At 73.9% G+C, this 24,662-nt stretch carries 20 protein-coding genes; 11 read left to right on the forward strand and 9 right to left on the reverse strand.

Features of this window, described 5'->3' with window-relative positions; genetic code table 11:
• Window positions 1-64 precede the first annotated feature (64 nt).
• From WMF27_RS45825 to WMF27_RS45870, 10 genes are read left to right on the forward strand one after another with little or no spacing between them, the layout of a single operon-like run.
• Window positions 65-1,381, forward strand: a complete 1,317-nt coding sequence (locus WMF27_RS45825; RefSeq protein ID WP_437943682.1) for a YcaO-like family protein — start codon at window positions 65-67, stop codon at window positions 1,379-1,381.
• The gene (locus WMF27_RS45830; RefSeq protein WP_437943683.1) at window positions 1,359-2,099 is read left to right on the forward strand and encodes a hypothetical protein; all 741 of its coding nucleotides are present in this window, start codon (window positions 1,359-1,361) and stop codon (window positions 2,097-2,099) included. Before WMF27_RS45825 ends, WMF27_RS45830 begins: the two co-directional genes overlap by 23 nt.
• Window positions 2,096-3,901, forward strand: coding sequence for a SagB family peptide dehydrogenase (locus tag WMF27_RS45835; protein ID WP_437943684.1), 1,806 nt, complete (start codon window positions 2,096-2,098; stop codon window positions 3,899-3,901). The genes WMF27_RS45830 and WMF27_RS45835 overlap by 4 nt, the downstream gene beginning before the upstream one ends.
• Complete coding sequence (locus WMF27_RS45840) at window positions 3,888-4,667, forward strand: nitroreductase family protein (protein WP_437762564.1); 780 nt, start codon at window positions 3,888-3,890, stop codon at window positions 4,665-4,667. Before WMF27_RS45835 ends, WMF27_RS45840 begins: the two co-directional genes overlap by 14 nt.
• A complete protein-coding gene (locus tag WMF27_RS45845) occupies window positions 4,664-7,216 on the forward strand; it encodes a lantibiotic dehydratase (protein WP_437762563.1) in 2,553 nt (850 codons plus the stop codon). The genes WMF27_RS45840 and WMF27_RS45845 overlap by 4 nt, the downstream gene beginning before the upstream one ends.
• Window positions 7,213-9,822, forward strand: a complete 2,610-nt coding sequence (locus tag WMF27_RS45850; protein WP_437762562.1) for a thiopeptide-type bacteriocin biosynthesis protein — start codon at window positions 7,213-7,215, stop codon at window positions 9,820-9,822. The genes WMF27_RS45845 and WMF27_RS45850 overlap by 4 nt, the downstream gene beginning before the upstream one ends.
• 52 nt (window positions 9,823-9,874) lie before the next feature.
• The gene (locus WMF27_RS45855; RefSeq protein WP_437762561.1) at window positions 9,875-11,158 is read left to right on the forward strand and encodes a YcaO-like family protein; all 1,284 of its coding nucleotides are present in this window, start codon (window positions 9,875-9,877) and stop codon (window positions 11,156-11,158) included.
• Complete coding sequence (locus WMF27_RS45860; protein WP_437762560.1) at window positions 11,155-12,561, forward strand: TfuA-like protein; 1,407 nt, start codon at window positions 11,155-11,157, stop codon at window positions 12,559-12,561. Before WMF27_RS45855 ends, WMF27_RS45860 begins: the two co-directional genes overlap by 4 nt.
• Window positions 12,558-13,520 (forward strand): ABC transporter ATP-binding protein, encoded by a 963-nt coding sequence (locus WMF27_RS45865; RefSeq protein WP_437762559.1) that lies wholly within the window; start codon window positions 12,558-12,560, stop codon window positions 13,518-13,520. The genes WMF27_RS45860 and WMF27_RS45865 overlap by 4 nt, the downstream gene beginning before the upstream one ends.
• A complete protein-coding gene (locus WMF27_RS45870; RefSeq protein WP_437762558.1) occupies window positions 13,517-14,866 on the forward strand; it encodes an ABC transporter permease in 1,350 nt (449 codons plus the stop codon). The genes WMF27_RS45865 and WMF27_RS45870 overlap by 4 nt, the downstream gene beginning before the upstream one ends.
• A gap of 141 nt (window positions 14,867-15,007) precedes the next feature.
• Here WMF27_RS45870 and WMF27_RS45875 read toward each other — a convergent pair whose 3' ends face one another.
• From WMF27_RS45875 to WMF27_RS45915, 9 genes are all read right to left on the reverse strand, one after another.
• On the reverse strand, window positions 15,008-15,502 hold the full coding sequence (locus tag WMF27_RS45875; protein WP_437762557.1) for an SRPBCC family protein: 495 nt from the start codon (window positions 15,500-15,502) through the stop codon (window positions 15,008-15,010).
• Window positions 15,486-15,818: an ArsR/SmtB family transcription factor gene (locus WMF27_RS45880; RefSeq protein ID WP_437762556.1), complete on the reverse strand. Its 333-nt coding sequence runs from the start codon at window positions 15,816-15,818 to the stop codon at window positions 15,486-15,488. The genes WMF27_RS45875 and WMF27_RS45880 overlap by 17 nt, the downstream gene beginning before the upstream one ends.
• A 238-nt stretch (window positions 15,819-16,056) precedes the next feature.
• Window positions 16,057-16,524, reverse strand: coding sequence for a hypothetical protein (locus WMF27_RS45885; RefSeq protein ID WP_437762555.1), 468 nt, complete (start codon window positions 16,522-16,524; stop codon window positions 16,057-16,059).
• A gap of 165 nt (window positions 16,525-16,689) precedes the next feature.
• On the reverse strand, window positions 16,690-17,205 hold the full coding sequence (locus tag WMF27_RS45890; RefSeq protein ID WP_437762554.1) for a hypothetical protein: 516 nt from the start codon (window positions 17,203-17,205) through the stop codon (window positions 16,690-16,692).
• A 234-nt stretch (window positions 17,206-17,439) separates the two neighbouring features.
• Window positions 17,440-17,898, reverse strand: coding sequence for an MmcQ/YjbR family DNA-binding protein (locus WMF27_RS45895; RefSeq protein WP_437762553.1), 459 nt, complete (start codon window positions 17,896-17,898; stop codon window positions 17,440-17,442).
• 131 nt (window positions 17,899-18,029) lie between these two features.
• Window positions 18,030-18,551 (reverse strand): hypothetical protein, encoded by a 522-nt coding sequence (locus WMF27_RS45900; protein ID WP_437762552.1) that lies wholly within the window; start codon window positions 18,549-18,551, stop codon window positions 18,030-18,032.
• 269 nt (window positions 18,552-18,820) lie between these two features.
• Window positions 18,821-19,693 carry a helix-turn-helix domain-containing protein gene (locus tag WMF27_RS45905; RefSeq protein ID WP_437762551.1) on the reverse strand — a complete coding sequence of 291 codons (873 nt, stop codon included), beginning with the start codon at window positions 19,691-19,693 and terminating at the stop codon, window positions 18,821-18,823.
• A gap of 62 nt (window positions 19,694-19,755) precedes the next feature.
• The gene (locus WMF27_RS45910; protein WP_437762550.1) at window positions 19,756-20,928 is read right to left on the reverse strand and encodes an SUMF1/EgtB/PvdO family nonheme iron enzyme; all 1,173 of its coding nucleotides are present in this window, start codon (window positions 20,926-20,928) and stop codon (window positions 19,756-19,758) included.
• Window positions 20,929-21,049: 121 nt separating this feature from the next.
• Window positions 21,050-21,595, reverse strand: a complete 546-nt coding sequence (locus tag WMF27_RS45915) for a TlpA family protein disulfide reductase (protein WP_437762549.1) — start codon at window positions 21,593-21,595, stop codon at window positions 21,050-21,052.
• 228 nt (window positions 21,596-21,823) lie between these two features.
• Between WMF27_RS45915 and WMF27_RS45920 the strand changes: the two genes are divergently transcribed.
• Window positions 21,824-24,514, forward strand: a complete 2,691-nt coding sequence (locus WMF27_RS45920) for a HEAT repeat domain-containing protein (protein ID WP_437762548.1) — start codon at window positions 21,824-21,826, stop codon at window positions 24,512-24,514.
• The last annotated feature ends 148 nt before the right edge of the window (window positions 24,515-24,662 follow it).

Below are 24,662 nucleotides of genomic sequence, written 5' to 3' on the forward strand. Positions count from 1 at the left end.
CCGGACGCGCGTCGCGCGTCCGGGCTCCCGGGGCGCCGCCCGCCCCGCTCGAGGAGCCGCCGCCATGCCGGAGATCTCGCTCATCGATCGCCTCGCGCCGCTCATCGACGAGCGCTGCGGGATCATCCGCCGGGTCCGGCGTTTCATTTTTCCCCCCGGATTCGAGGGGCAGATGCACGGCTTCACCGCGTTCCTCGGCAGGCCCGCGGCGCTCCACCCGGGCCCGTCCCGCACGGGCTCGAAGCTCGGATCGCTCACCGGCTCCGGCACGGCCGTCGACGAGACCACGGCCCAGATCCGGGCCGTCTGCGAGGCCCTCGAGCGCTACTGCGGCGTCATGTACCCGACCGAGGGGGTGCTGCGCGCGACGCCGCGCTCGCTCGGCGATCGCGCGCTCGACCCCGCGCGGCTGCCGCGCTGCTCTGCGCGCGAGCGGGCCCGCGCGCCGTCGGCCTTCCGCCTGCGCGAGCCCGATCCGGACCGCGACGAGCTCTGGGTGCGCGGCTTCTCGCTCACCCACGAGCGCCCGATCTGGGTGCCGCTCACGGCGACGTACATGGGGCTGCCGCTGCCGATCCGCGAGCACGCGCTCTTCCCGCTCTCGACGGGGTTCGCGGCGGGCGCGGGCTTCCGGCAGGCGATCCTCTCCGGCCTGTGCGAGGTGATCGAGCGCGACAGCCTCGCGCTGTTCTGGCTGCACCAGCTCCGGATGCCGCGCATCGCGCCCGGGAGCGCGCGGAGCCCGCTCGTCGCGGCGCTCCTCCGCAGCGCCGAGGCCGCGGGCACGGAGACGGCGCTGCTCGATCTCACGACCGACGTCGGCGTCCCCGTGATCGGCGCCGTGCAGACGTGCGCGCACAGCGCGCCGCACGCGATCGCGATGGCCGCCTGCCGCCCCGACGGCGAGGCCGCGGCGGCGCGCGTCCTCGAAGAGGTGGGGAGCCTGCGGGTGGCGCTGAGCGAGCCCGCTCCGCCGGTCACCCGGGCGTCGTTCTTCGCCGACGCCGATCAGACCCCCGAGTCGTTCGGGCGCCTCTACGCGGGACCCGACGGCCCGGCGCGGTTCGCGTTCGCCACGCGCGAGGCGCCGGTCGCGACCGCCTTCCCCCGCCCGATCGAGGGCGACGACCCGCTCGCGGCGATCGTCGCGCGGCTCGCCGCGCTCGGCATGGAGGTGGTCGCCGTCGACGTGACGATGCCCGAGGTCCGCGACTTCGGGATCGTCGTCGTGAAGGTGATCGTGCCCGAGCTCCTGCCCATCAGCTTCACCCACCACGCGCGGTACCTCGCGCACCCCCGCCTGTACGACGCGCCGGAGAGGCTCGGGTACGGCGCTCGCACAGAGGAGTCGATCACCGATGATCCGATCCCGTTCGCCTGAGGAGAGCCCGGCCTCGGAGCGCGCCGCCGGCGCGCCCGCGGTGCACGTCCTCCGTGACGGAGAGCTCGGCGCCCGCTGCGCGGAGCTCCTGACCGGCGCGGGGGCGCGGGTCACGACGTCGGCGCTGGGCGCGGGCGCGCCGGAGGCGCTGCCCGACGCGGTGATCGTCCTCGCGACCGACCGCCCCCGGCCCGCGGCGGCGCTCGCGCTCGACGCGGCGGCGTTCGCGGCGCGCGTCGCCTGGACGTCGGGCACGCTGCTCGCGCACGAGCTCCGGATCGGGCCGTCGATCGTCCCCGGCCGCACGCCGTGCTTCGCGTGCTTCTCGCGGCGCGTGCGCTCGGTCGCGCTGGACCTCGAGGCGCACGACGCCCTCGAGGCGCTCGGGGCCTCGGGCGACCTTGGCCCCTGGTTCCAGGGCGAGCTCGCGGCCGTCACCGAGCAGGCCGCGGCGCTGCTCGCCGCGGAGGCGCTCGCGCTCTCCAAGGAGCGCGGCGCGCCGGAGCCGCCCCGCGCCGGAGCCGCGCGCATGGGGCGCTTCTGGGAGTGCGACGTCACGTCGGGCGCGCTCCGCGCGCGGCGCTTCGCCCGGGTCGGGCTGTGCGGGCGGTGCGCCGCCGGCGAGCACGCGGCGGGGCGCGAGGCGTCGCTCGCGGGGTACTTCGCCGAGCACCCGCTCGCGATCGCCGGATCGTCCGGCGTGGGAGGTGACCGATGAGCCCGCCCGATGATGCCTACGAGGCCCGCGATCTCAGCCGCTTCGCCGAGCTGTACTGGGAGCTCCGCTGCCCGGAGCGCCCGCGCTTCGTCGAGGATCTCCTCCGCGTGACGCTCCCGGGCGGAGAGCTCCACGTCCTCGGCGGCGAGGCGCAGATCATCCAGGGAGCGTCGCTCCCGTGGGTGATGGAGAACCTCGTGCCGCTGCTCGACGGGACGCGCACCGTCGGCGACGTCGAGGCCGCGTTTCCGGGCGTCGTCGCCTCCGACCTGCGGGACGCGATCCACCTGATGCACATGCACGGCATGCTCGAGGAGGGCGAGGGCGCCGCGGCCGACGAGGCCGAGGAGCCGCGCCGGGCGCAGCGCGCGTTCTTCAGCAGGTACCTCCGCCGGACCGGGCGCAACCGCAGCCGGGGAGAAGCGCAGCGGGCGCTCGAAGGCGCGCGCGTGCGCGCGCTGGGGGACGGCGACGCGCCGCTCGCGGGGATGCTCGTGACGATGCTCCGCGAGGCGGGCGTCGCCGACGTCCGCCTCGCCGCGAGCGCCGGGGAGCTCGCGCAGGGCGAGGTCGATCTGGCCGTGGTGATCAGCGACCAGGGGGCGCTCGAGGCGGCGGCGCGCGCGTGCATCGCGGCGCGCGTCCCGATGCTCGCGGCGAACCCCGGCACGTGGACGATCGGGCCGCTCACGATCCCCGGGGCGTCCGCGTGCCCGGCGTGCGTCCGGCTCCAGATCGGCGCTGCCGCGGCGGATCCGGCGCTCGACGACGGCGCGCTTCGCGCGCTCTGGGGGCGCGCGCTCGTGAGCCGGGTCGCGCAGCACGTGATCTTCCACGCGAGCGGGCTGCTCGCGGTCGCCCCGCTGGAGCACGTCGAGGTGTGGCGGCCCGGCGCCGGCGAGACGGCGCTCCACCCCTTCATGACCAGGCTGCCCAGCTGTCCGCTCTGCGGCGGCGACGCGCCGCCGCGGACGGCGACGCTCTCGTCCGGCCACGCGGAGAGCCTCGCGCGGATGTTCCACAACACGACGGTCGTCCAGCCGTGGCACATCGGCCAGCACGCGGGGATGCAGGCGCACATCAGCCCGGAGGTGCGGAAGCTGCAGAGCACGCCGGCCGCGCCGTCGCCGCGGCGGCCTCCGGAGGGCGCCGGCGCGCAGGTCGCCGCGCCGCTCGGCGCGGCGTTCGGCGCGCCGGCGGGGGCCGCGCTGTCGCGCCCGCGCGACGCGACGGGGACGCTCGACGCGGGCGCGCTCGGCGCGCTGCTCGAGCTGAGCTTCGGCGGGCGCGTCGAGCGCCGCGCCGAGGGCGAGGCGCACGTGCGTCGCACCACCGCGTCGGCCGGGAACCTCGGCTCGGCGGAGGCGTACGTCGCCGCGGCGCGGGTCCCCGGGATCGCGGCGGGCGTCCACCGGTTCGAGCTCGCCGCGCGGGCGCTCGCGCCGCTCCGCGCCGGCGTGGCCGCGGGCGCCCTCGCGCGCGCCGTGCTGGCGGGCGGGAGCGCCGAGCACGCCGCGGCCGTGGAGTCCGCGGGCGCCGTGATCGTCGTCGTCGGCTCGGTCGCGCGCGCGTGCTCCAAGTACTACGCGCGCGGGTACACCTACGCGCTGCTCGACGCCGGGTTGATGGCCCACCGCGTGGAGCTCCTCGCCCAGGAGCTCGGCCTCGCGGCGACGACGGTCTGGACGTTCGACGACGAGGTCGTCGCGCGCGTGGTCGGCGTCGATGGCATCGATCTCGCACCGCATCTCCTCATCGCGCTCAGGGGCGCAGCCACGGAGGCCCGCGATGTCTCTCGCTGATCACAGGATCTCGTCCACGCTCGCCGCGGCGACCCAGCCCCTGCGGGGCGTCGCCGAGCTCGTCGTCGCGAGCCGCTACCCCGAGACGCGGCCGTCGCCGGAGCCCGCGCTCGCCGCGCCGTCGCCGCTGCCCGGGGACGCGGAGCGCGCCCTCTCGCTGCCCGCGCCGCGCGCGCTCGAGCCGGTCCAGCGCTCGCTCGCGTCGGTCATCGCCGCGCGGCGGAGCGGAAGGCTCTCGGCGGGCGCCATCGACGCGGCGACGCTCGGGACGCTGCTCGCGGCCGCCGCGGCGCGGCCGGCAGGGCTCGCGGACGCGACGCTCGATCCGCTGCTGTTTCCGGTGGTCTTCGACGTCGACGGCGTCCCGCCCGGCGCGCACCGGTACGACCGCGGCGAGCATCGCCTCGCGCCGATCGGCCCGGCGCTGCGCGCGCGGATGGCCGAGACGGCGATCCTGCAGCGCGAGCACGCCACGGGCGCGGCGGTGCTCTTCCTGGTGGTCCCGATCGGGCGGTGGCTCGTGGCGTTCGGCGATCGCGGCTACCGGGGCGCGGCGTTCGCGGCGGGGTGGCTGACCGACCGCCTTTACCTCGTCGCGGAGACGCTCGGGCTCACCTACACGGCGACCGGCGGCTTCGCCCCCGCGGTCGTCGACGAGGTCCTCGGGCTCGACGGCCGCGATCATACGGCGTTCTTCGCGTTCGCCGTCGGAGGGCACCGCCAGCCGACCTCCCGAGAGGCGCCTCGCGGAGGGCAGCCGCGATGAGCCGCGGGCTCCAGATCGCGCCGTGGGGCGCGCTGCGCGTCGCGGGGATGCCGGCCGACGCGCTCGCAGGGCTCCGCCTTCGCGAGAGCCCCGCGGTCGAGCGCGAGCTCGCCGTGGCCGAGCTCGAGCTCGCGGCCGCGCGGGCGGACGCGGCGGCGCGCATGTTCGACGTCGTGCGCGGGTGCGAGGACGAAGCGCTGCGCCGCGCGGCGCTCGAGGTGAAGCGGCGGCTGTTCAACGGGAAGGCCGTGGCGGCCGGCGCGCTCGAGGGCGCGAGGACCGCGCCGCCGGAAGGGGCGCGCGCCGCGCTCGCGCTCGTCGACGCGCGCGCGGCCCGGCGCGCCGCGCTGGAGGAGCGCTACGAGGCGACGTTCGCCGCGGAGTGGATCGCCGCGTCGGAGCGCTTCCGGCGGACGCTCGGGAGCTCACGCCTGCTCGGCGGGATCCTGCTCTCGAGCGCCGACCATTGTACCACGGCGCAGAAGATCTCGGAGATCCCGAGCGGCGCGCCGCTCACCTCGGCGCAGCAGATCCGCGAGGCCACGATCGCGCGTTACGTCTTCCGCGCGACGGCGCGGACGACGCCGTTCGCGGGGTTCGCGGGCGTCGCGCTGCTCGACCTCTCCGCGTCGCCCCCGGGTGTCTGCGACGCGCCGCGCGTGCCGCGCGCGTCCGAGGAGGCGCGGTGGCGCAGCCTCCCGCAGCTCGCGCTCGCGCACGCCGGGGAGCTCGTCGCGCGCGCGATGTCGTCTTCTCAGCCGGCGGCTCACGCCCACGCGCGCGCGCGCCTGCCGCTCCGGATGAACCCGCTCCGGCGCTTCGCGGCGGGCGCCGCGCCGTCGGTCGTGTTCTCGCGCGCCGGGTCGGGCGAGCTGATGTCGCTCGGGTGGACCCCCGCCGTCGCTCGCCTCGTCGAGGGCGCCGAGGGGCGCACGCTCGAGGACGCCGCCCGGGCGCTCGCGTCGGACGGCGCCGACGAGCGAGCGTGCCGCGACGTCCTCGAGCAGCTCGTCGAGGCGGGCATGCTCGAGCCGGCGAGCGTCCCGATGGGGCCGACCCCTGCGGCGCTGCGCGCCGCGGCGGACGCCCTCGGCGAGATCGGGTGCGCGGGCGCGCCGGACGAGCTCCGCTCGGTCGCGCGGCGCCTCGAAGACTACGCGACCGCCGGCGTCGAGGCGCGCGCGCGCCTCGCCGCCGAGCTCGGCCGCGGCCGCGGGCGCTCGGCCGTGCTCGAGGACGTCATGGTGGACGGCGCCTTCGGCGCGGAGCTCCCTGTCCCGCGCGGGGCGCTCGCCGCGGCGCTCGCGCCGGTCGCGCGCTTCGTGCGCGCGAGCGCCTGCGGGGCCGCGCACCGCAGGCTCTGCGCGGCGTTCGTCGAGCGGTTCGGTCGTGACGGCGTCTGCGACGACGTCGGCGGCTTCGTGACCGAGATCCTCGAGGACCCGCGGCGCGTCGCGCTCATCCGCGGCGCGTCCGAGCCGATCCGCTGGATCGACGCGGAGCTCGGCCGCGTCGCCGCCGCGGCGACGGGCGACGTCGTGCGCCTCGATCCAGGGCTCTTCGAGGGGCTCGCCGCCCCGGACGCGCCGTCGTCGATGGCGCTCTTCCTCCAGATCGCGCCTCCCTGCCCGCGCGACGGCGGAGAGCCGCGCGTCGTGCTCAACGGCGCGCAGGCCGGGCGCGCGAAGTACCTGTCGCGCTACCTCTCGGACGCCGCGGGGCGCGCCCCCGAGGCCCTCGAGGCGATCCGCCGCCGCCTGGCGCAGGAGGACGGCCCGCTGCCCGTCGAGCTTTCGCCCACGCTCGGCCTCAACTTCCAGGTGCACCCGCGCCTCACCGAGTGGGCGCTCGAGCTCCCGTGGGAGCCGGGCGCGCCCGGCGACAAGGTCCTGCCGCTCCGCGATCTCTCCCTCCGCTTCGACGCGGCGGCGGTCGAGCTCCGGCTGCGATCGCGGCGCCTCGGCCGCGAGATCGAGCCGATCCACCTCGGCTTCCTGCGGGACGCCGCGCTCCCCGATCCGCACTTCCTGCTCCGCGCGCTCTCGCCGCGGCTCCGCGACGACACGGTGGCGGAGCGGGCGGATCTCTACAACGTGCTCGATCGCCTCGATCTGGCCCGTGGCGCCGCGCTGGCCCCGCGGCGCCCGCGCCTCACGGTCGGTCGCGTCGTGGTGGAGCGCGCGCGGTGGGCGATCCCGGTGAGCGCGATCCCGCGCAAGGAGCCGAAGCAGCCGTACGCGTCGTACTTCCGCGCGATCGCGCGCCTGCGGCGCGAGCTCGATCTCCCGAGCCGGGGGTTCGCCCGGTACGTCGGGCCGGAGGCGGCCGGCTACGGCTTCACCGAGACGAACATGTACGTCGACTGGGAGAGCCCGTTCACGCTGATCGGGCTGGCTCGCCTGCTCGGCGGTCCCGGCGACGGGAGGAGCGGGTACCTCGTCTTCACCGAGCTCCTGCCGGAGCCCGAGGCGTCGTGGCTGCGCCTCGACGGGAGGCCGCACGCGGCGGAGCTGCTTGTCGAGATCGACGCCGAGAGGAGCGCGCGATGAGCTGGATCTACCGGAAGTTGTTCCACGATCGGGGCCCCGAGGGCGAGGGGACCGACGCGCTCCTCCTCGACCTGATCGATCCGCTCGTGTCCGAGCTCGAGCAGCGCGGCGCGATCGATCGCTTCTTCTTCCTCCGGTACGCCGAGGGAGGCGACCACCTGCGGCTGCGTGTGCGCGTGGCGCCCGGGCGCGACCCCGTCGACGTGGCGGCGCGCGTGGACGCCGCGGCGGCGTGCTGCGCCGCCGTGTCGCGCACGGAGGCCGCCGCGTACGAGCCGGAGCTCGAGAAGCACGGAGGGCCCGCGGGGATGGAGATCGCGGAGCGGCAGTTCTTCGCGTCGAGCAGGTTCGCGCTCCGCTGCGTCCGCAAGACGGCGGGGCGACCGCGGGCGCGCGCCCTCGTCGCGGCGTGCGCGCTCGACGCGCTGCTCGCGCGCGCGGGCGTCGCGGGCGGCGCGCGGCGGTCGTTCCTCGCGGGGTACGCGCGGCACTGGCGCACGTTCGCCCGCGCGATCTCGGGCACGGAGCTCGCCTGTGCAGCGCCGGACGCCGAGTCGGTCGCGCTGGTGCGCGCGCTCGTGCGGGGAGAGGGGCTCGCCGCGCTCGGCGAGCTCGTCGACGGCGAGCGCGCGCTCCTCACCGCGTTCGACGCCGATCTGCCCGAGCTCGCCGAGGCGTCGCGGCGCGGAGCGCTCGGCGTGCCGCTGGCGACCGTCGTGACCAACCTCGCCCACACGTTCCATAACCGCCTCGGGCTCACGCTCGCCTTCGAGGTGTGGGTGGCCGACGCGCTCGCCGAGGCAGGCGCCCCGCACGAGCCGCCCCGGGCTCGCCCGCCGGGCGTCTCGCCGGGCGAGGCGTGGCAGCGCCTCGCCCGCGCGGCCGAGGAGCGCCGGCCCGTCACCGCGCTCCTCGACCCCGGCGAAGGCGCCGCGCTCGACGCGCTCCGCGACGCGGCCCGCCGCGACGGCCTCCGGTTCATCGCGCCCGCCGCGCCCGCCGGCGGCATGTCCGCGCCCTTCGCGCTGCTGCGCGCCCTCGCGGACGCCCACCCGGCGGGCGGCGCGCTCCTCGCCGCCCTCGGCCGCATCGAGGCCGCGCACGACGCGCCGGAGTGCCCGCTGCCGCCCGACCCGGCTTCCGTGGCCGAGGCGCTCCGCAGCTTCCTCGCGGAGCACACGCTCGAGCCCACGGTGCTCGTCCTCAGCGGCGTCGACGGCGTCGACGCCGACACGCAGCACGCCGTCGCGTTCCTCGCGCGCGCCCTGGAGGCGGAGCCGCTCGCCCTCGTCCTCACCGCGAGCGGGCGCCCGAGCCCCGGGTGGGCCGCGATCGTGGCCGAGATCGAGGAGGGCCCGGGGCTCCTCCGCGTCGCGCCCGCGCCCGCGCTCGAAGGCGAAGCGGCCGCCCCCGCGGCGACGCCGGGGCCCGCGACGGTCGCCCGGGGCGAAGCGTTCTGCCGCGCCGGCGCGCTGCACGAGGCCGCCGCGATCCTCGGCGACGCCCTGGCGTCGCCCGGCCTCTCTCCCGAGGCGCGGGCCGACGCGCTCGTTGCGCTCGCGAGGACGATGCTCCGCATGTCGCGCCCCGCCCTCGCGCGGCAGGCGGCGGAGGCGGCGCTCCGCCTCGGCCTCCCGGAGCGCCGCCGCGCGCTCGCGCGGCGCGTCCTCCTGGCCGCGCTCCACAACCTGGGCGAGACCGCCGCGCTCGACGCGCTCCGGGACGAGGTCGCTCTGCGGCGCTTCACGTCCGGCGCGTCCGCCGCGGAGCGCTGCTGGGCGGAGCTCGACGCCGCGCTCGCGTGCGCCACCGACGAGCGCCGCGCCGAGCACGAGGCGCGGCTCGACGCCCTGCTCGCCGCGCCGCGCGGCGACGCGCCGCCGCAGTGCCTCGCCGCCGCGCACGCGTGGCGCGGCGCCGCGCACGCGGCCAGCGGCGAGCACGGGCGCGGCCTCGCGCACCAGCGCCGGGCGCTCGCCTTCGCCGAGGAGCTCGCCGATTTCCGCCGCGCTCTCATGGTGCGCGTGCGCCTCGCGAGCAGCGTCGCGGCCGCGGGCGAGCTCGCCGAGGCGGCGGCGCTCTTCGAGATCGCGGCCTGCCACGCGGCGTGGATCGGCCTCTTCGACCTCGCGTCGCTCGCCGCGCAGAACGCGATCTCGCTCGGCCTCGCGCGCCGCGACGCGGCCCCGGTCCGCGCGTGGCTCGACGGCGCCCGGCCCGCGCGCGCCCGCGTGTGGCGCTCGCCCTACGGCGAGCTCGCCGTGCTCTACGCGCGCGCCGAGTCGGCCCTCGCGCGCGGGGAGGCCGGCGCGGCGGGGGCGCACCTCGATCGCCTGCGCGCGCGCCTCGCCGCGCTCGGGGGGGCCGCCCCGCGGAGCGCGCCCCTGCTCGCGCTCGCCGCGGCGCACCTCGAGGCCGACGTCGCCGCCGCCGCGGGGGACGACGCCGGCAGGGCGGCCGCGCTCGCGCGCGCCGCGGAGCTCGCCCCGGGCGTGCCGCCGGAGGAGCTGCGGCTCGTCACGGCCATCGCCCGCGCGCGGCGCGACGCCTGCCGCGGCGACGGCCGCCGCGACATGCCGGTGGTCCTCGGTTTGCAAAGCCCCTGAACGAACTCGAGCCGCGCCCGCCACCACGGGCGCAGAGCGAAGGAGACGCATCGTGGAGACTCAGACCAAGCTTCCGCCCATGCCGGGGCTCTCGGGCCCCGAGAAGAAGCGCTTCATGAACGGCACCCACCGCGCGGCCTCGCCCGAGGAGACCTTCGATCGGATCAAGGGCTTCATGCCGGCGATGGGGATCACGCGGATCGCCAACGTCACGGGGCTCGACGCGATCGGGATACCGGTCGTCGTCGTCTGCCGCCCCAACTCGCGCTCTCTCTCGGTCAGCCAGGGAAAGGGGCTGACGCTCGCGGCGGCGAAGGTCTCGGGGCTGATGGAGTCGATCGAGGCCTATCACGGCGAGAACATCGTCCGGCCGCTGCTCCTCGGCTCCTCTCGCGAGCTCTCGCGCTCCCACGCGATCGCCGACGTCTCCGCGCTGCCGCGGACCTCGAGCGTGCCGCTCGACGAGGACACCCCGCTCCTGTGGGCCGAGGGCTACGACCTCCTGCGCGGCGCCCCCGTGTGGGTCCCCTACGAGCTGGTGCACGTCAACGCCACCGCGACGGGCCGCGTCAACCCGGGTATCTTCTGCTGCTCGACCAACGGGCTCTCGTCGGGAAACGGGCTCCTCGAGGCGGTGAGCTACGGTATCTGCGAGGTGGTCGAGCGCGACGCCACGGCCGTGTGGGGGGCCCTCACCGACGACGAGCGGGACGCGAGGCGGCTCGATCTCGACAGCATCGATGATCCCGGCTGCCGCGAGGTGCTCGCGAAATTCTCGGCCGCCGGGATCGCCGTCGGCGCGTGGGAGACCACCTCCGACGTCGGCATCCCCTCGTACGAGTGCCTGATCGCCGAGCGGACGGAGGACGCCGTCCGGGCGCTCCACGGCTCCGGCGGGCAAGGCTGCCATCCGTCGCGCGCCGTCGCGCTGCTGCGCGCCCTCACCGAGGCCGCCCAGACCCGGCTCACGGTCATCTCGGGCGCGCGCGACGACCTCCTCCGGACCGAGTACGACCGCCACCGGAGCCCCGATCAGGTCCGGCACCTCCGCCAGCTGCTGACGGCGCGCGGAGAGCGCCCGTTCTCCGCGGGGCCGACGTTCGCGGGGGACACGTTCGAGGACGACGTCGCCTGGCAGATCGAGCGGCTGCGCGCCGTCGGGATCGACAGCGTCGTCGCCTTCGATCTCACGAAGCCGGAGTTCGGCATCCCCGTCGTCAAGGTCGTTATCCCCGGGCTCGAAGGGATCCACTCGTTCCCCAACTACATCCCTGGCCGCCGGTTCCGCCGCGCGCTCGAGCGCCGGAGCGCGGCGAGCCTGAAGGAGATCGTATGAGCATCATCGTCTTCCTCGGTCCGACCCTCTCGCTCGAGGCCGCGCGGGCGGAGCTCGACGCCGTCTATCTGCCGCCGGTCTCGCAGGGCGACGTCTACCGGGCATGCGCCAAGCGCCCGAGCGCCATCGCGATCATCGACGGCTACTTCGAGCGGGTCCCGGCGGTCTGGCACAAGGAGATCCTCTTCGCGATGGCGCAGGGCATCCACGTCTTCGGGAGCTCCAGCATGGGGGCGCTGCGCGCCGCCGAGCTCTCCGCCTTCGGCATGGAAGGCGTGGGCGCCATCTTCGAGGCGTACCGCGACGGCCTCCTCGAGGATGACGACGAGGTGGCCGTCGTCCACGGCCCCGCGGACAGCGGCTTTCGCGCCGGCTCCGAGGCGATGGTCAACCTCCGCAGGACGTTCGACGCCGCCGCGGCCGCGGGCGTGATCACCGCCGCCACGCGCGACGCGCTCACGGCGATCGCGAAGTCTCTTTACTATCCCGACCGCGTCTATCCCGTGATCCTCGACGCCGCGTCCCGCCACGGCGTCCCGCAGAGCGAGCTCGCGTCGCTGCGCGACTTCCTCCCGAAGGGGCGCGTCCACCAGAAGCGCGACGACGCGATCGCGCTGCTCCGGCACCTCCGCGCGCGCGCCGAGGCGGGCTTCTCGCTGAAGACCGTCACGTACAGGTTCGAGGTCACCGAGTTCTGGTGCCGCGCCGAGCAGGCCGCCGGCGAGATGGTCGCCGCGGAGCGCCCGAGCGCCGGCGACCCGTCGCCGTACGAGACGGTCGCCCTCGACGGCATCCTGGACGAGCTCCGGCTCGACGCGGCGGCTTACGGCCGGGCGAAGCGCGGGGCCATGCTCCGGTACCTCGCGCTGCAGGAGGCCGAGCGGCGCGGCCTCACCGTGGACAACGCCGCGCTGGAGCGGACGTCCGACGCCTTCCGCCGCGAGCGGCGGCTCTACGAGCCGGACGACGTGAAGGCGTGGATGGGTCGGTTCAGCGTCGGCTGGGGCGAGCTGACGCGGCTGCTCCGTGACGAGGCGCTCATCGGCTGGGTCGAGAAGGCGGTCGACGAGGTGGCGCAAGGCCACGTCCGCGACCACCTCTCGGTCTCCGGCGAGTACGCGGAGCTGCTCTCTCGGGCCCGCGACAAGCAGCAGCGCCTCGCCGAGCTCGGCCTCTCGAACCCCGCCTTCTCCGACGCCGGGATGGCCGAAGGCGACCTGGTCCGGTGGTATTTCGAGCGATGCCTTGGCGCGCCCGTGCCGCCCGATCCGGCGGGCGCGCTGCGCTCCGCCGGCTTCGCCGACGCGGACGAGTTCAAGCGCGTGGCGCTGCGCGAGGTGTGTTATCGCCGCGCCGCGCCCGGCGACCGCGCCGCGGGCGCCTCGGCCCCGGAGCGCCGATGACGCCCGCGATCGCGCTCCGCGGGGCGACGAAGGTCTTCGCGTCGCGCCGGGCCGTCGACGCCGTGTCGTTCGAGGTGCGGCGCGGCGGCGCCACCGCGCTCCTCGGCCGGAACGGCGCGGGGAAGACGACGACGATGCGCCTCGTGACAGGCATCCTCGTCCCCGACGAGGGCGCGGTCGAGGTCCTCGGCGGCAGGAGCGACAGCGTCGCGATCCGCGATCGCGTCGGGTACCTCCCGGAGGAGCGAGGCCTGTACAAGCAGATGCCGGTCGCCGAGCACCTGGCCTTCCTCGGCGAGCTCAAGGGCGTCCGCCCGCGCCGCGCGCGCGAGAGCGCCGCGCGGCTCCTCCGGTCGCTCGAGCTCACGCACGTCGCGCGCGCGCGGATCGAGACGCTGTCGAAGGGCAACCAGCAGAAGGTGCAGCTCTGCGGCGCGCTCGTCCACGACCCGGAGATCCTCGTCCTCGACGAGCCCATGTCGGGCCTCGATCCCGTCAACGCCGTGGTCGTGAAGCGGCTCTTCGGGGAGCTCCGCGCCGCCGGAAAGACCCTGTTGCTCTCGACCCACGTCATGCCGCTCGCCGAGAGCCTGGCCGACCACGTGGTCGTCGTCGATCGGGGGCGCGTCGTCCTTTCGGGGCCCGTCGGCGAGGTGAAGGCGTCGTTCGCCGGCAACACAGCGCGGATCGAGTTCGACGGCGACGGGACCTTCCTCCTCGGCGTCGACGGCGTGGTGAGCGCGCGGATCGAGGCCGGCGTCGCGGAGCTCGTGCTGCGCGACGCCGGCGACGCGCAGCGGGCGCTCTCGGCGGCGCTCTCGCGCCTCCATGTGCGGCGGTTCGAGGTCTCGTCGCCGTCGCTCGGCGAGATCTTCTCTCGCGTCGTCGGCGAGGGCGCCCCGCCGCCGCTCGCCCACAGGGCGCGCGCGGCCCGCGGCGCGCCGCTGGAGGCATCGTGAGCCGCATCCTCGTCGTGCTGAAGCGCGAGTACGTCGCCTCGGTGAAGACCGCGTCCTTCGCCCTCACGACGCTCCTCCTGCCGGTCCTCTTCGCGGCGGTGGGCCTGCTCCCTGCGCTCATCGTCGCCGTCGGCGCCGGCGATCGCTCGGTCGTCGTTGTCGACGGGACAGGCCGGCTCCGCGGGGTCGTGGAGGCCGCCTCCGCGAGCCTCGACGAGGAGGCATCGGCGCGGTCCTCCGCGAGGTCGCTCGGCGCCGCGATGGGCGGCGCGGTGCTCCCGGGGGCCGCCCGGCTGCGGCTCACCTACGTGGCCCCCGGGGACGCCGCCGCCACGAGCGCGGCCGTCGCGGCGCTGCTCGACGGCGCGAGGGCGGGCGTCGAGACGGGAGGGCACGGCGTGGACGGCGTCGTGGTGCTCCCGCCCGCGATGCTCGAGGACCCCGGCGCGCGGGGCGCGCTGTACGCGGCGGGGGCTGACCTCGATGCCGTCGAGCACGCCGCGGCGGTGGTGGCGCGCGGCGTCGCCGTGGCGCGGTGGACGGCGCGCGGCCACGACGCCGCCGAGATCGAGGGCCTCCTGTCGCCTCCTGCGTTCGATCCGGCGCCTCTCTCCTCGCGCGGCCCCGGGGGCCCCGGCGGCGACCTCGACCTGCTCGTCGCCTTCGGCTTCGGCGGCCTGCTCTTCGTCGCGATCCTCTTGAATGGTCGCGAGATCTTGCGCCGCATCGTGCAGGAGAAGTCGGACCGGATCATGGAGATCCTCCTCTCCTCGGTGACCCCGTTCGAGCTCCTGTCCGGGAGGATCCTCGGCCTCGCCGCCGCCGGCCTCACGCAGATCCTCGTGTGGCTAGGGATGGCGGCTGTCGCGGGCGTCGCGGTCGGCGCGCTGGGAGGCCCGCGCCTCATCGACGCCGAGACCCTGCTTCGTCCCATGGTCGCCGTGTACTTCGTCGTGTTCTTTCTCCTGGGATACCTCGTGAACGTGGCTGTCTATGCCGTCGGGGGCGCGGCCGCGAGCTCCGAGAAGGCCGCGCAGCAGCTGATGAGCCCGATCTCGATGGCGCTCTCCGCGCCGCCGTTCTTCCTCGTGGTGATCGCCGGTCACCCCGGCTCGACGCTCGCCGTCGTGCTCTCGATGATCCCGATCTACGCGCCGATGGTGATGTTCGTCCGGGTCCTCGTCTCCGAGCCGCCGCTCTGGCAGATCCTCGTCGCCATCGGCGGCACCGGCGCGACCGTGCTGCTCTTCGTCTGGGTCGCTGCAAGGATCTTCCGGAGAGGCGTCCTCTCCCATGGATCGACGCCGACCCTCCGCGAGCTCTGGCGCTGGGCCCGCGCCAGGTGACGCAGGCGGACGGCGCGATCGGCTGTCCGGACGCGTGCTGCAGCGCTCGAGGCACGGACCGCGGTGGCGCTCCACCCGCGCGGGGCCCGAGCCCGCGGCATCCACGCCGGCGCCTGGATGTGGATGCCGCGTCGTGGGGGCTCAAGCTGCCGAGAGCGTCTTGCCTGTCTCGAGCAGCGTCTTCAGATCGCTCAGGATGTAGCTCCAGCCACCGCCGGCTTCCTTGATCGCGCCCGAGGTGATGGCAGCCGTCTTGGGCGCGTCGCCGACCTCGTGCGTCACGGTCAGCGACGTGATGCCGTAGGGGCTCACCTCGATCTCCCAGGTAAGTCGCCTGAAGCCTTCCTCCTTCATCTCGGGATCCCAGAGGATGCGCCACGTCTGAACGAGCTTTCGCGGGGGATCGGCCTCGATGACCTCTCCATCGATGATCACGTTGGGGCCGCCGTGCTGGGCCATCTCCGTGTTCGCGAACGCCTGGTATTTGCCGCCGGGGCGCAGATCGTACTCCGCGCGGGCGCAGTAACCGTACCTCTCGATCCACTCGGGCTTCGTGATCGCATCCCAGACGGCCTCGGGCGTCGCCTTGATGTGGACTCGGTAAATGTGGACCGGCTTCTCACTCTTCGTCGTCATTGTTCTTCTCCAGTTGTCTCTTCAGATCAACGAGCGCCGAAATGCGCCCCTCGGTGTACTTGTCGATCCAACGATCGTGGATCTGGCGAATGGGGACCGGGTTCAGGTAGTGAAGCTTCTTCCGGCCCGATCGAACCGTGACGACGAGCCCCGCGGCTTCGAGCACCCGAAGGTGCTTCATCACGCCGAACCGCGACATCTCGAGCCCGGACTCGAGCTCCGTGAGCGTGAGGCCGTCACGCGCGAAGAGCCGGTCGAGGAGGGAGCGCCGGGTGGGATCGGCCAGCGCCTTGAAGACGCGATCGTCGTCCGTCACCTCCTTGATATGTTACCAAACGGTCACCTGTCAAGCTCCGGGATGCTCGGCCGGCGCGGATCCGGGCGTGGGCCGCTGCAGGTGCTCGGATGTAGGATGCGAGGCGCCGCGACAGCTCACGCTCGCGCTCGGCGACCGAAGGCATGGGCGCGAGGGGATGCGGTGACGCCGGGCTGACGCCGGGCGTGCCGTCAGATCGAGCGCGGCCGGGCGGCCGGTAAGCGGGCGAGGGGTGACCTCAGAAGCCTTCGCCGTTTTCGAGGATCGACGGGCAGATCGCGCGGACGCCCGCGCACTCCGGAGGCGGCTGCAAGAGGTCGAGGCTGGACCCGCACGAGAGCGCCTTGAGGGTGCCGGCCATGGCGATCAGGCAGGTCTTGGCCTCCGCGACCGTGACGGTGCACCCCACGAAGTCGTACGTGAAGCACCTGGTCGACGTCAGAGGTTCATTGGCAGAGATGAGGCACGCCCGCCAGATGGCCACGCATTCCTCTATCTCAGAGGAGTTGAGCAGTCCGATGAGATCGCACTGGTCTGCTTTCGCGAGCTTCATCGGCTCTTTGAGATCGTCGCACAATTGGGTGGCCTCTTCGGTCGTCAGCTCGCCGAGCTGCAGGTTCTCGTCGAGGGCGCTTGCGGTCTCGCCCCCATCGTCAACGCACGCCGCGAGCGCGAGCCCAGCCGCCAGGACCTCGAGAAGCGTCATCCGTCTCATTCGAGCTCTCCTTGACAAGGAAGGTGCGTTCCTGGCCGTTCAGGACCCGCAGGCGCCCCGTCGCCTCGACGATACCAACGCTTCGCGCTCTCGGGCGGCGTCCCCATCCGGATCGCCGCGTCGGCCTTGCGTGTCACGCCTGGGCGAGCGGCGACCTCAGGAGCCCTCGCCCTCGCCCTCGCCTTCGCCGAGCTCCGGGCACTTCTCGTTGACGACCGCGCACGCGGCGGGCTGCTGCGCCAGGTCCGCAATGCTCGATTCACACGTGAGCGCTCTCATGGCGCTCGTCATTGCGGTCATACAGGCCTTCATCTCTGCGACCGTGGCGGTGCACCCCGCGAACTCGGACGGATCGCACGAACCGATCGACTCGGGATCCTCCGGCGCGCTGATGCACTGCTCCTTGAAGGTCTCGCAATCCCCCCCGAGGATGGTGTTGCCCAGCCCGATGACCTCGCACGAGTCCTCCTTCGACAGCTCGATCGACCCTGCGAGGTCCGCGCACACCTGCTGGGACTCCGCGGCCGTCAGCTCGTCGAGCTGCTTGCCGTCGAGATCGCCCCCGCCGCTGGTGTTGCCGCCGGTCTCGCCCCCATTGCCTGCCTCGTCATCGCCGCACGCCACGAGCGAGAGTCCGGCCATCAACAGTCCAAGAAGCTTCATTCGTGTCATCGAGTACTCCATCATCGAGAATGTTCACCTGAGTGTCCGCGCGGCGCTCGAGACGGCTCCGCCGGACGAAGCGGGCGGGCTGCCTCGTCGATCGGGCAGGCGCGCCACGCGTGAACCTACTACGACCAGGATCGAACTTTCCTTCCTCACCATCGGGACATGGACGGCAGCCTCCGGCCCGGGGCTCGCCGCGCGCGGCCGAGGCGCTCTCCGGACTGCGCGTCCCGGCGCCGGTCACGTCGCGCGCCGGCGTCTCCGGGGACGTGAGGGAGAGCCCGGCGGCGCCGCCGGCTCCCCGCTGCGGCCCGCGTCCCACTGCGCGACCACGCGCTTCGGCGCCACGCGGCGCCAGGCGCCCACGAGCAGCTCTTCCAGGAGCGTCCGGTCGACGCGGCGGAGCTCCACCCGGGTCCAGCCCTGGTGTCCCCACGGCGTCACGGAGAAGACGTCGGGCTGCGCCTGCACCAGGCTGTCCTGCTCCTCGAGGGACAGCTTGAGGACCGCGCGCTCCTCCGCCACCCAGTGGGTCGCGAAGATCTTCCCTCGCACGCGGAACGACGGCTTGCCGAAGTGGTCCTGCTCCTCGGCCTCGGGCAGCGACAGCGCGAGCCTCTGGAACTCTTCGGAACGGAGCGCAGGAGGAACATGCGCGGGAGGCGGAGGCGTGGAAGGCGTGGGAGACCGGCTCGACATGGTGTTCGCTCTCCTTCGAAGCCTATCCTGGAGAAGGCGACGCCGGCGGTCTTGTAAAGATTTTACCCCGCCGCGCGCTCGTGCCAGCGAGACCGAGCCGCGCGGCGGGGCGGGCGCTGTGCTCAGGAGTGTCAGCCCTCGCTCTCGTCTTCCTCTTCCTCTTCCCCTCCGCCCAAGGCCCCCGGGCACTTCTCCTCGATCGCGGCGCACGCCGCCGGCTTCTGCGCGAGGTCAGTGAGCGTCGATTCGCACGTCAGCGCCTTGATGGTGCCTACCATGGCGTCCACGCAGGCCCTGACCTCCGCGACCGTGGCGGTGCAGCCGGCGAACTGGGACGCTCCGCATTCGTCGAGGTCGCCCGTCTCCTCGGGCTCCTCCGGAGCGCTGATGCATTCCTGCTTGGTGGTCTCGCACTCCATTCCGAACAAAGAGGCAAGCACCCCCTCGGCCTCGCACGCGTCCTCCTTCGAGACCGTCTCGGCCTGCCCGCGGAGGTCGTCGCACAGGCCGTCGGCCTCCTCGGCCGTCAGCGCGTCGAGCTGTTTGCCTTCGATGTCGCTCCCGCTACCGCCATCACCAGCACCCTCATCATCGCCGCAAGCCACGAGCGCGAGACCAGCCATCAGAAACCCGAGAAGCTTCATCCGTGTCATGTCGAGATCTCCTTGAACGAACCAGAACCTTCACCTTGAGCACGCCCGCGCGGCCCTCCGGGCGACGCCACAGCGCCTGGAAGCGCTGGGCGCGGGCGCCTTCCGGGCGACTGCGCTGCTCAGACCGGTCTACGTTCGATGAGAAGATTCCTTTTCTCCGCAAACGGCGCGCGCAGCTTTTCCACGCCAGCGCCGCCCTCGCCGCGTACAGGGAGTCCCACGTTCCACCCGGCGCGCCCGACGCCCGAAGCCCGAAGAGCGCTCGCCCGTTACGGGCTCATGCCGGCGACGTCGATCAGCGCCGCGCGCGTCCGGGTCGGGGTCGTCCCGCTGAACTGCTTCACGTCCCGCGCGAGGTGCGCCTGGTCGTAGTAGCCGAACCGCTGGGCGAGCTCCGCCCAGGTCCCCGTGGCGCCCGTCTTGAGGTGCCGCACCAGCCGGTCGAAGCGCACGAGCCGCGCGAGGAGCTTGGGCGGGACGCCGACGTGCTCGCGGAACAGGCCGATCACGTGCTTCTGGCTGTAGCCGAGCTCGCGCGCGAGGGCGCGCATGTCGACAGCGCCCCCGCGCTCCTCGATGCGGCGGAACGCCCACGAGACCACGCCGACCTCGAGCCGCGCCTCGTCCACGCGCTCGCCGAGCGCCCGCTCGATCAGGTCGAAGCGCGCGTCCCAGGTCGGGAGCTCCTCGAGCCGCTCCGCCAGCCGGGCGTGCTTCCTGGGCAGCAGATCGCGCGCCGAGATCACGCGCCCGGTCAGCTCCTCCATGGGCACGCCGAAGAAGAGCCGCGCGCCGATGGGGGTGAGGTTCACCTGGAGCCCGCGCTGGAACCCGTCGTGCTCGGTGATCGTGAAGGTGGCGTCGAGGCCCGCGACGAAGCCGCCGGGGTGCGAGGAATGGCGGCGATCGCTCCCCGCGTCGAACACGCGCAGCGGCGGTCCGAACTCGATGATCACGACGATCTGCGGCGCCGGGAGCTCCCGCCGCCGCAGCGGCCCGGGCGTCTCCTCCGTGTAGCCGCTGTAGTCGCGGATGTACGGGCGGAGGTGAGGCGCCGGGGGCCGCGTCGCGAGCTCCCAGCGGCCCTCACCGGAGTTGCCGCGGGCGATCCGTGCACGAGGCGCCAGCGCTTGCATCGCCATCGCGGGGGAAGGGTACCCGTCGACGCGGGCGCGAGCCAGCCGCGCGCGCCGGGCGTGCCATGTCAGCGGATCGTCTTACAGCACCGCAGCCCGAGGTGGTAGTTCGCGTGCCACGCGTCCTCCATCGGCTCGACGTGCCAGCGCGGGCTGTAGGCGCAGTGGTCGGGGTAGGTCTCCCGGCCCTTCGGCCTCGGGGCGTCGTGCTCGCGGGCGACCTCGACGTAGAACCAGGCGCTCCCCTTGAGCTGGCTGTACAGCTTGCCGTCGTCGCGGTCGCGGCGGGTCATGATCTCGGCCACGTTGCCGTGCTGATCGAACACCCCGAACCGCGAGCGGCACGCGGGGAACGACCCCGCAGGCTCGGTGTCGGTCGCGCAGGTCTGGTAGGCAGAGCGCGCGGTGTCGCCGTCGCACGGCTTGCCGTCGATGTCGCGGTGCGGCGTCTGCGTGTGGCAGACGGCGAGATCGAGCTCGTCGCCGTAGGCGTACGTCCTCGGCTTGCCGCCCTCGGGATCGCCGCGGCACGCGAGGCTCCACTCGTCCTCGGTGCAGAGGCGCTTGCCCTGCAGGCTGCACACGGCCGCCGCCTGCGTCGGGCTCGCCCACACCATCGGCAGCTCGCACGGCTTGTTGGGGAACTCGAAGATGTCGATGCAGAACGCGGCCGACGCCGGCTTCCCGCGCCTGTACACGGGCACCATGTTGTCGTGGCCGCCGCAGCGGGCGCGCTGCTCCTCCGTCTGGAGGACGACGCCCCGGAGGCCCTCCAGGCACTGCTCCTTCGAGCGCGTGTGCCGCGCGAGCTCCTTGTTGCCCTGGTTGAGCCGGGCAGGCGAGCCGCCGCCGAAGTTCTTCTCCAGGAAGAGCTCGGGGTTCTTGAGCTTCCGCTCTCGCTCCGAGAACTCCTTCAGCGAGAAGAGCCGCACCAGATCCTCGCGCGCCTCGTGGTGGGTCGCCATCGGATCCCCGACCGCCCCGGGCGCGCCGGCGTCGCCGCCGGCCGCATCGGGCGCGCCGGGTTCGCCAGAGGCCCGAGGGGCAGGCGCCTCCGGGGCGGAGGCCGCCGGGCCCGAAGGCGGCGCGGAGGCGCTGGCCGGAGGCGGCGCGCCGGCGTCGCGACCGCGATCGGCGTCGCCGCGGGAGCAGGCCGGCGCGGCGGCGGCGAGCGCCGCCAGCACGAGGTGCAAGGGACGGGAAGGAGGAGGCACGTGGAGCGAGAGGGGGGTAGTGCTCACATTTGCCCGGAGAGAATTCACATGAAGGCGATAAGGCGGGAAGATCATTGATCTTTTCTTCTCGCCTTCCCGCCTTCATGTTCGATTTCGAGCACTACCGAGACGGGCACGTCGCGCCAGATCAGAGGGCCGCCTCGATGATCTCGGAGAGGCTCGCCTCGTCGACGACGCCCGTCAGGTAGGCCGCGACCTTCCCCTGCCGGTCGATCACCACGAGGCTCGGCAGCTTGTCCACCCCGTAGTGGGCCGAGGCCTCCTTCGCGTCGTCGATCAGGATCGGATACGAGAGGCCCTTCTTGAGCGCGTACTGGCTGGCCACCTGGGGCGGGTCGTCCACGTTGATGCCGAGCACCACGAGCCCCTTCTTCTCGTAGCGGCGCGCGATCCGGTCGAGGATCGGCGCCTGGACCGCGCAGGGACCGCACCACGTCGCCCAGAAGTCCAGGATCACCGGCTGGCCCTTCAGCTCGGCGATCTGCATGCGCGCGCCGGGCTCGCCGTTGGCCGCGACCGGCAGCGTCACGTCGGGGGCCTCCACGCCGACCATGCCCGAGGCCCCCGGCGCGAGGCGCGGCAGGATCACAAGACCAATCAGCGCGCTCAGGGCGATGAGCAACGCGACTGCAGGATAGAGAATCTTGCCGGAATCGGGCTGGGGTTCGGCCATACGGGCCCTGGGCTTCATAGCAAATCTTTGGGCCTACGTCCGAGCGGCTCTGGTACGGTCCGGCGCCTCGACCGGCCGGGCGCTTCGCCGCCTGGCCCGGGGTCGGGGGCCCAGCGCGGCACGCCGCGCGACGCCGCCGCCGCCGGGAGGGGTCGGGGGCGCAGCGCGGCACGCCGCGCGACGCCACCGCCGTTCGGGTCACGTCGTCGCCCGCGCGCTGGAGGAACCATGCTCGATCGTCCGAATCTTTCACGAGAGAATCCCGCGGGGCCGCGCGGACGGCGCCCGCCGCCGGGGCCCCTTCCGGCCAAGCGGGCGGCCAAGTGGCCCCCCGATGACAACGATCTGCCCGGCGCCCCGCCGGCGCCCGGGGGCGGCGGCTTCGCGGACGACGGCAACTTCAAGCGCGGGCGCTTCAGCCCCGTGTCGATCGTGGTCGGCCTCCTCGTCGCGCTCGGCGCCGCGGGCGCCATCTGGTTCGGCGTCAAGCAGGACAGCCAGAAGATGACGGTCGACGCCGTCTCCAAGGAGAAGAAGAACATCTTCGTCCTGCCCAAGAAGGACCAGCTGCCCCTGTGGCGCAAGTGGGCCGCCGCGAGCTCCGAGCTGTCGCTCCAGCAGGAGGCCCTCATGCAGCTCGCGTGGGCCGACGACCCCGAGGGCGTCACGCACGCGCAGAACGCGCTCGCGCTCCCGGACCACCGCGTGAAGGGCGTCGCCGCGCAGGTGCTCGCGTACTACGGCTCGCCCAAGGCCGACGGCGCCAAGCACGCGCTGCTCGAGGCGCTCAAGGTCGCGGACGAGAGCGACCGGCCCCAGCTCGTCTGGGCCCTCGTCGAGCTCAAGGAGCCGGCCGCGTTCAAGGACGCGATGGACCAGTACAGGAAGGGGTTCCTCTCGAAGGTCGAGCGGCTCGGCGGCGGCATCGCCTTCGACCCCGAGAAGCTCGCCGGCCTCGTGTCGCTCGAGGAGCTCTCGAAGCTCGCGACCGACGAGAGCCCGTCGGTGCGGCAGCTGGTCGCGACCGTCCTGTCGCGCAACGCCGAGCCCAAGTGGACGAGCGCGCTCATCACGCTCGTGAAGGACAAGGACGTCGAGGTCGCGCGCGAGGCCGCGAACGGCCTCGGGAGGATCGGCGACGAGACGGCGCGCGCCCCGCTCCTCGAGGCCCTCGCGAACGCCGACAAGGCCAGCCGCCAGCGCTTCCTCGAGGCGCTGCGCGACGGCATCGGCGGCGAGGGGCTCGTCCTCGCCCTCGACAGCGTGAAGCAGGACCCCGAGGAGACGACCTGGTTCCAGACGAAGCAGATCATGGAGATGCTGCGCGAGCTCGCCGACCCGCGGTCGGCCGACCCGCTCGTGAAGTGGATCGAGGCCAGGAAGCCGCCGCTGCACTGGCAGGGCGAGGCGGGGACGCGGCTCGCCGAGGTCGGCGACATCCGCGCCGCCAAGTTCCTCGGCGAGCGGCTGCTGGCCGACCCGCTCAAGCTCTACAAGCTCGAGAAGTTCTGGGAGGCGGACGAGGGCGGGCACCTGTCGCGCACCGATCTGCCGCGCGTCGTCGGCGCCCGCATGCTCGCCGATCTCGCCACGATCCACGCGGACAAGGCCGCCGAGCTCAAGGCCGCGGCCGAGGCCCCGGTCATCCTGTGGCTCAAGGATCGCCCGCAGCCGCACGCGAACGGCCTGCGCTTCCTCGCCACGGTCCGCTCCGAGAAGATCCTGAAGGACATGCGCGACTGGGCCTTCCCGACGGATCCGCTCCCCAAGGAGGGGCAGCTGCCGCCGTTCCCCACGGCCTTCGAGACCGCGCAGAGCGCGCTCCGGTACATCGGGCGCATGAAGGACGAGCCCTCCTACCCGCGGCTGCTCGAGCAGCTCAGCCGGAAGAAGGACCCGAAGATGGACATCACCCAGGACGGGCTCCAGGGCGCGGGACTCTCGATGCTGGGGATGGCGCTCCGCGCGGTCGCCTACGGCGCGTCGCAGGGGCTCGCCGAGTGGGGCGATCCGCGCGCGGTGGAGAAGCTGACGAAGCTCATCGAGGACGAGCTGTGGCACGAGGAGGCCCGCCAGGCCGCCTGCGAGTCGCTCGCCTGGTGCGCCGACGACAAGACGATGATCGAGGTGGCGAAGAAGGCGAAGGAGTTCGCGAGCAAGAAGGAGCCGCGCAAGCAGCTCATCGGCGCCTGCTACGCGTCGTCGCTCGCGCTCCGGCCGGTGCCCGGCGCGGCCGCCGAGCTCGTCACGCTCCTCACGGCCGACGTCGACCCCGGGGTGCGCATGGCCATCGCGCGCGCCATCGGCATCGGCGGCTTCGACGAGGCGGTGCAGGGGCAGCTGTTCGAGAAGCTCAAGGACGTCGAGGTCCGGAACGCGGCGGCGCTCGCGCTCATCCTCGGCGGCACGAGCGACACCGCGGCGCGGACGGTCGCGATGTACGCCGACTTCGACAAGTCGGCGCTCGACGACCTGAAGGACCACTACTACCGCGCCTTCGGCTACTGGTCGGACGAGGACTTCAAGCGCGGCAACCTCTACCGGTACGTCGCGAACGCCGAGGCGATCACGCGGGTGAAGGTCGCCGACGCGCCGCAGGAGTGGGCGCGGCAGCGGCTCCAGGCCCAGTTCGACAACCTGAAGTACGACAACGGCCCGCACTCGGAGACCCGCGTCGTGCTGCGCTACCGGCTCTACCAGGAGGCCAAGAGCGGCGACGGCGCGAAGAAGAAGAGCGCGATCGACACGCTCAAGTTCATGAAGGAGAAGGGCGTGCTCATGGCCCTGCGGCACGAGCAGGGCGAGACGGGCGCGCTCGCGAAGCGCGCGTTCCACGAGCTCATGAACCCGAAGGCCACCGTGGCCGAGGACCTGAGCAAGTTCGCCCCGGCGAAGGCCGGGGGCGCCGACACGCCGTAGCGGCGCGCGGTCCGGCGCGGCCGGCGCGCAGCGCGGATCGGCCCGCGCACGAAGCCGCGGCGCACGATCCAGGGGCAGGCAGCCCGGGAGCGCTCTAGGAGGGGGTCGTCCTCTCCGGAGCTCCCGGGCTTCCTGTTTTTGTGCTGGC

Origin of the sequence: Sorangium sp. So ce281, from assembly GCF_051527395.1 — a bacterium.
Taxonomy (GTDB): domain Bacteria; phylum Myxococcota_A; class Polyangia; order Polyangiales; family Polyangiaceae; genus Sorangium; species Sorangium cellulosum_B.

Coding starts and splice junctions, on each gene's coding strand:
- WMF27_RS45825 (WP_437943682.1), top strand. CDS start 65: ATGCCGGAGATCTCGCTCATCGATCGCCTCGCGCCGCTCATCGACGAG.
- WMF27_RS45830 (WP_437943683.1), top strand. CDS start 1,359: ATGATCCGATCCCGTTCGCCTGAGGAGAGCCCGGCCTCGGAGCGCGCC.
- WMF27_RS45835 (WP_437943684.1), top strand. CDS start 2,096: ATGAGCCCGCCCGATGATGCCTACGAGGCCCGCGATCTCAGCCGCTTC.
- WMF27_RS45840 (WP_437762564.1), top strand. CDS start 3,888: ATGTCTCTCGCTGATCACAGGATCTCGTCCACGCTCGCCGCGGCGACC.
- WMF27_RS45845 (WP_437762563.1), top strand. CDS start 4,664: ATGAGCCGCGGGCTCCAGATCGCGCCGTGGGGCGCGCTGCGCGTCGCG.
- WMF27_RS45850 (WP_437762562.1), top strand. CDS start 7,213: ATGAGCTGGATCTACCGGAAGTTGTTCCACGATCGGGGCCCCGAGGGC.
- WMF27_RS45860 (WP_437762560.1), top strand. CDS start 11,155: ATGAGCATCATCGTCTTCCTCGGTCCGACCCTCTCGCTCGAGGCCGCG.
- WMF27_RS45865 (WP_437762559.1), top strand. CDS start 12,558: ATGACGCCCGCGATCGCGCTCCGCGGGGCGACGAAGGTCTTCGCGTCG.
- WMF27_RS45875 (WP_437762557.1), bottom strand. CDS start 15,502: ATGACGACGAAGAGTGAGAAGCCGGTCCACATTTACCGAGTCCACATC.
- WMF27_RS45885 (WP_437762555.1), bottom strand. CDS start 16,524: ATGACGCTTCTCGAGGTCCTGGCGGCTGGGCTCGCGCTCGCGGCGTGC.
- WMF27_RS45890 (WP_437762554.1), bottom strand. CDS start 17,205: ATGACACGAATGAAGCTTCTTGGACTGTTGATGGCCGGACTCTCGCTC.
- WMF27_RS45895 (WP_437762553.1), bottom strand. CDS start 17,898: ATGTCGAGCCGGTCTCCCACGCCTTCCACGCCTCCGCCTCCCGCGCAT.
- WMF27_RS45900 (WP_437762552.1), bottom strand. CDS start 18,551: ATGACACGGATGAAGCTTCTCGGGTTTCTGATGGCTGGTCTCGCGCTC.
- WMF27_RS45905 (WP_437762551.1), bottom strand. CDS start 19,693: ATGGCGATGCAAGCGCTGGCGCCTCGTGCACGGATCGCCCGCGGCAAC.
- WMF27_RS45915 (WP_437762549.1), bottom strand. CDS start 21,595: ATGGCCGAACCCCAGCCCGATTCCGGCAAGATTCTCTATCCTGCAGTC.
- WMF27_RS45920 (WP_437762548.1), top strand. CDS start 21,824: ATGCTCGATCGTCCGAATCTTTCACGAGAGAATCCCGCGGGGCCGCGC.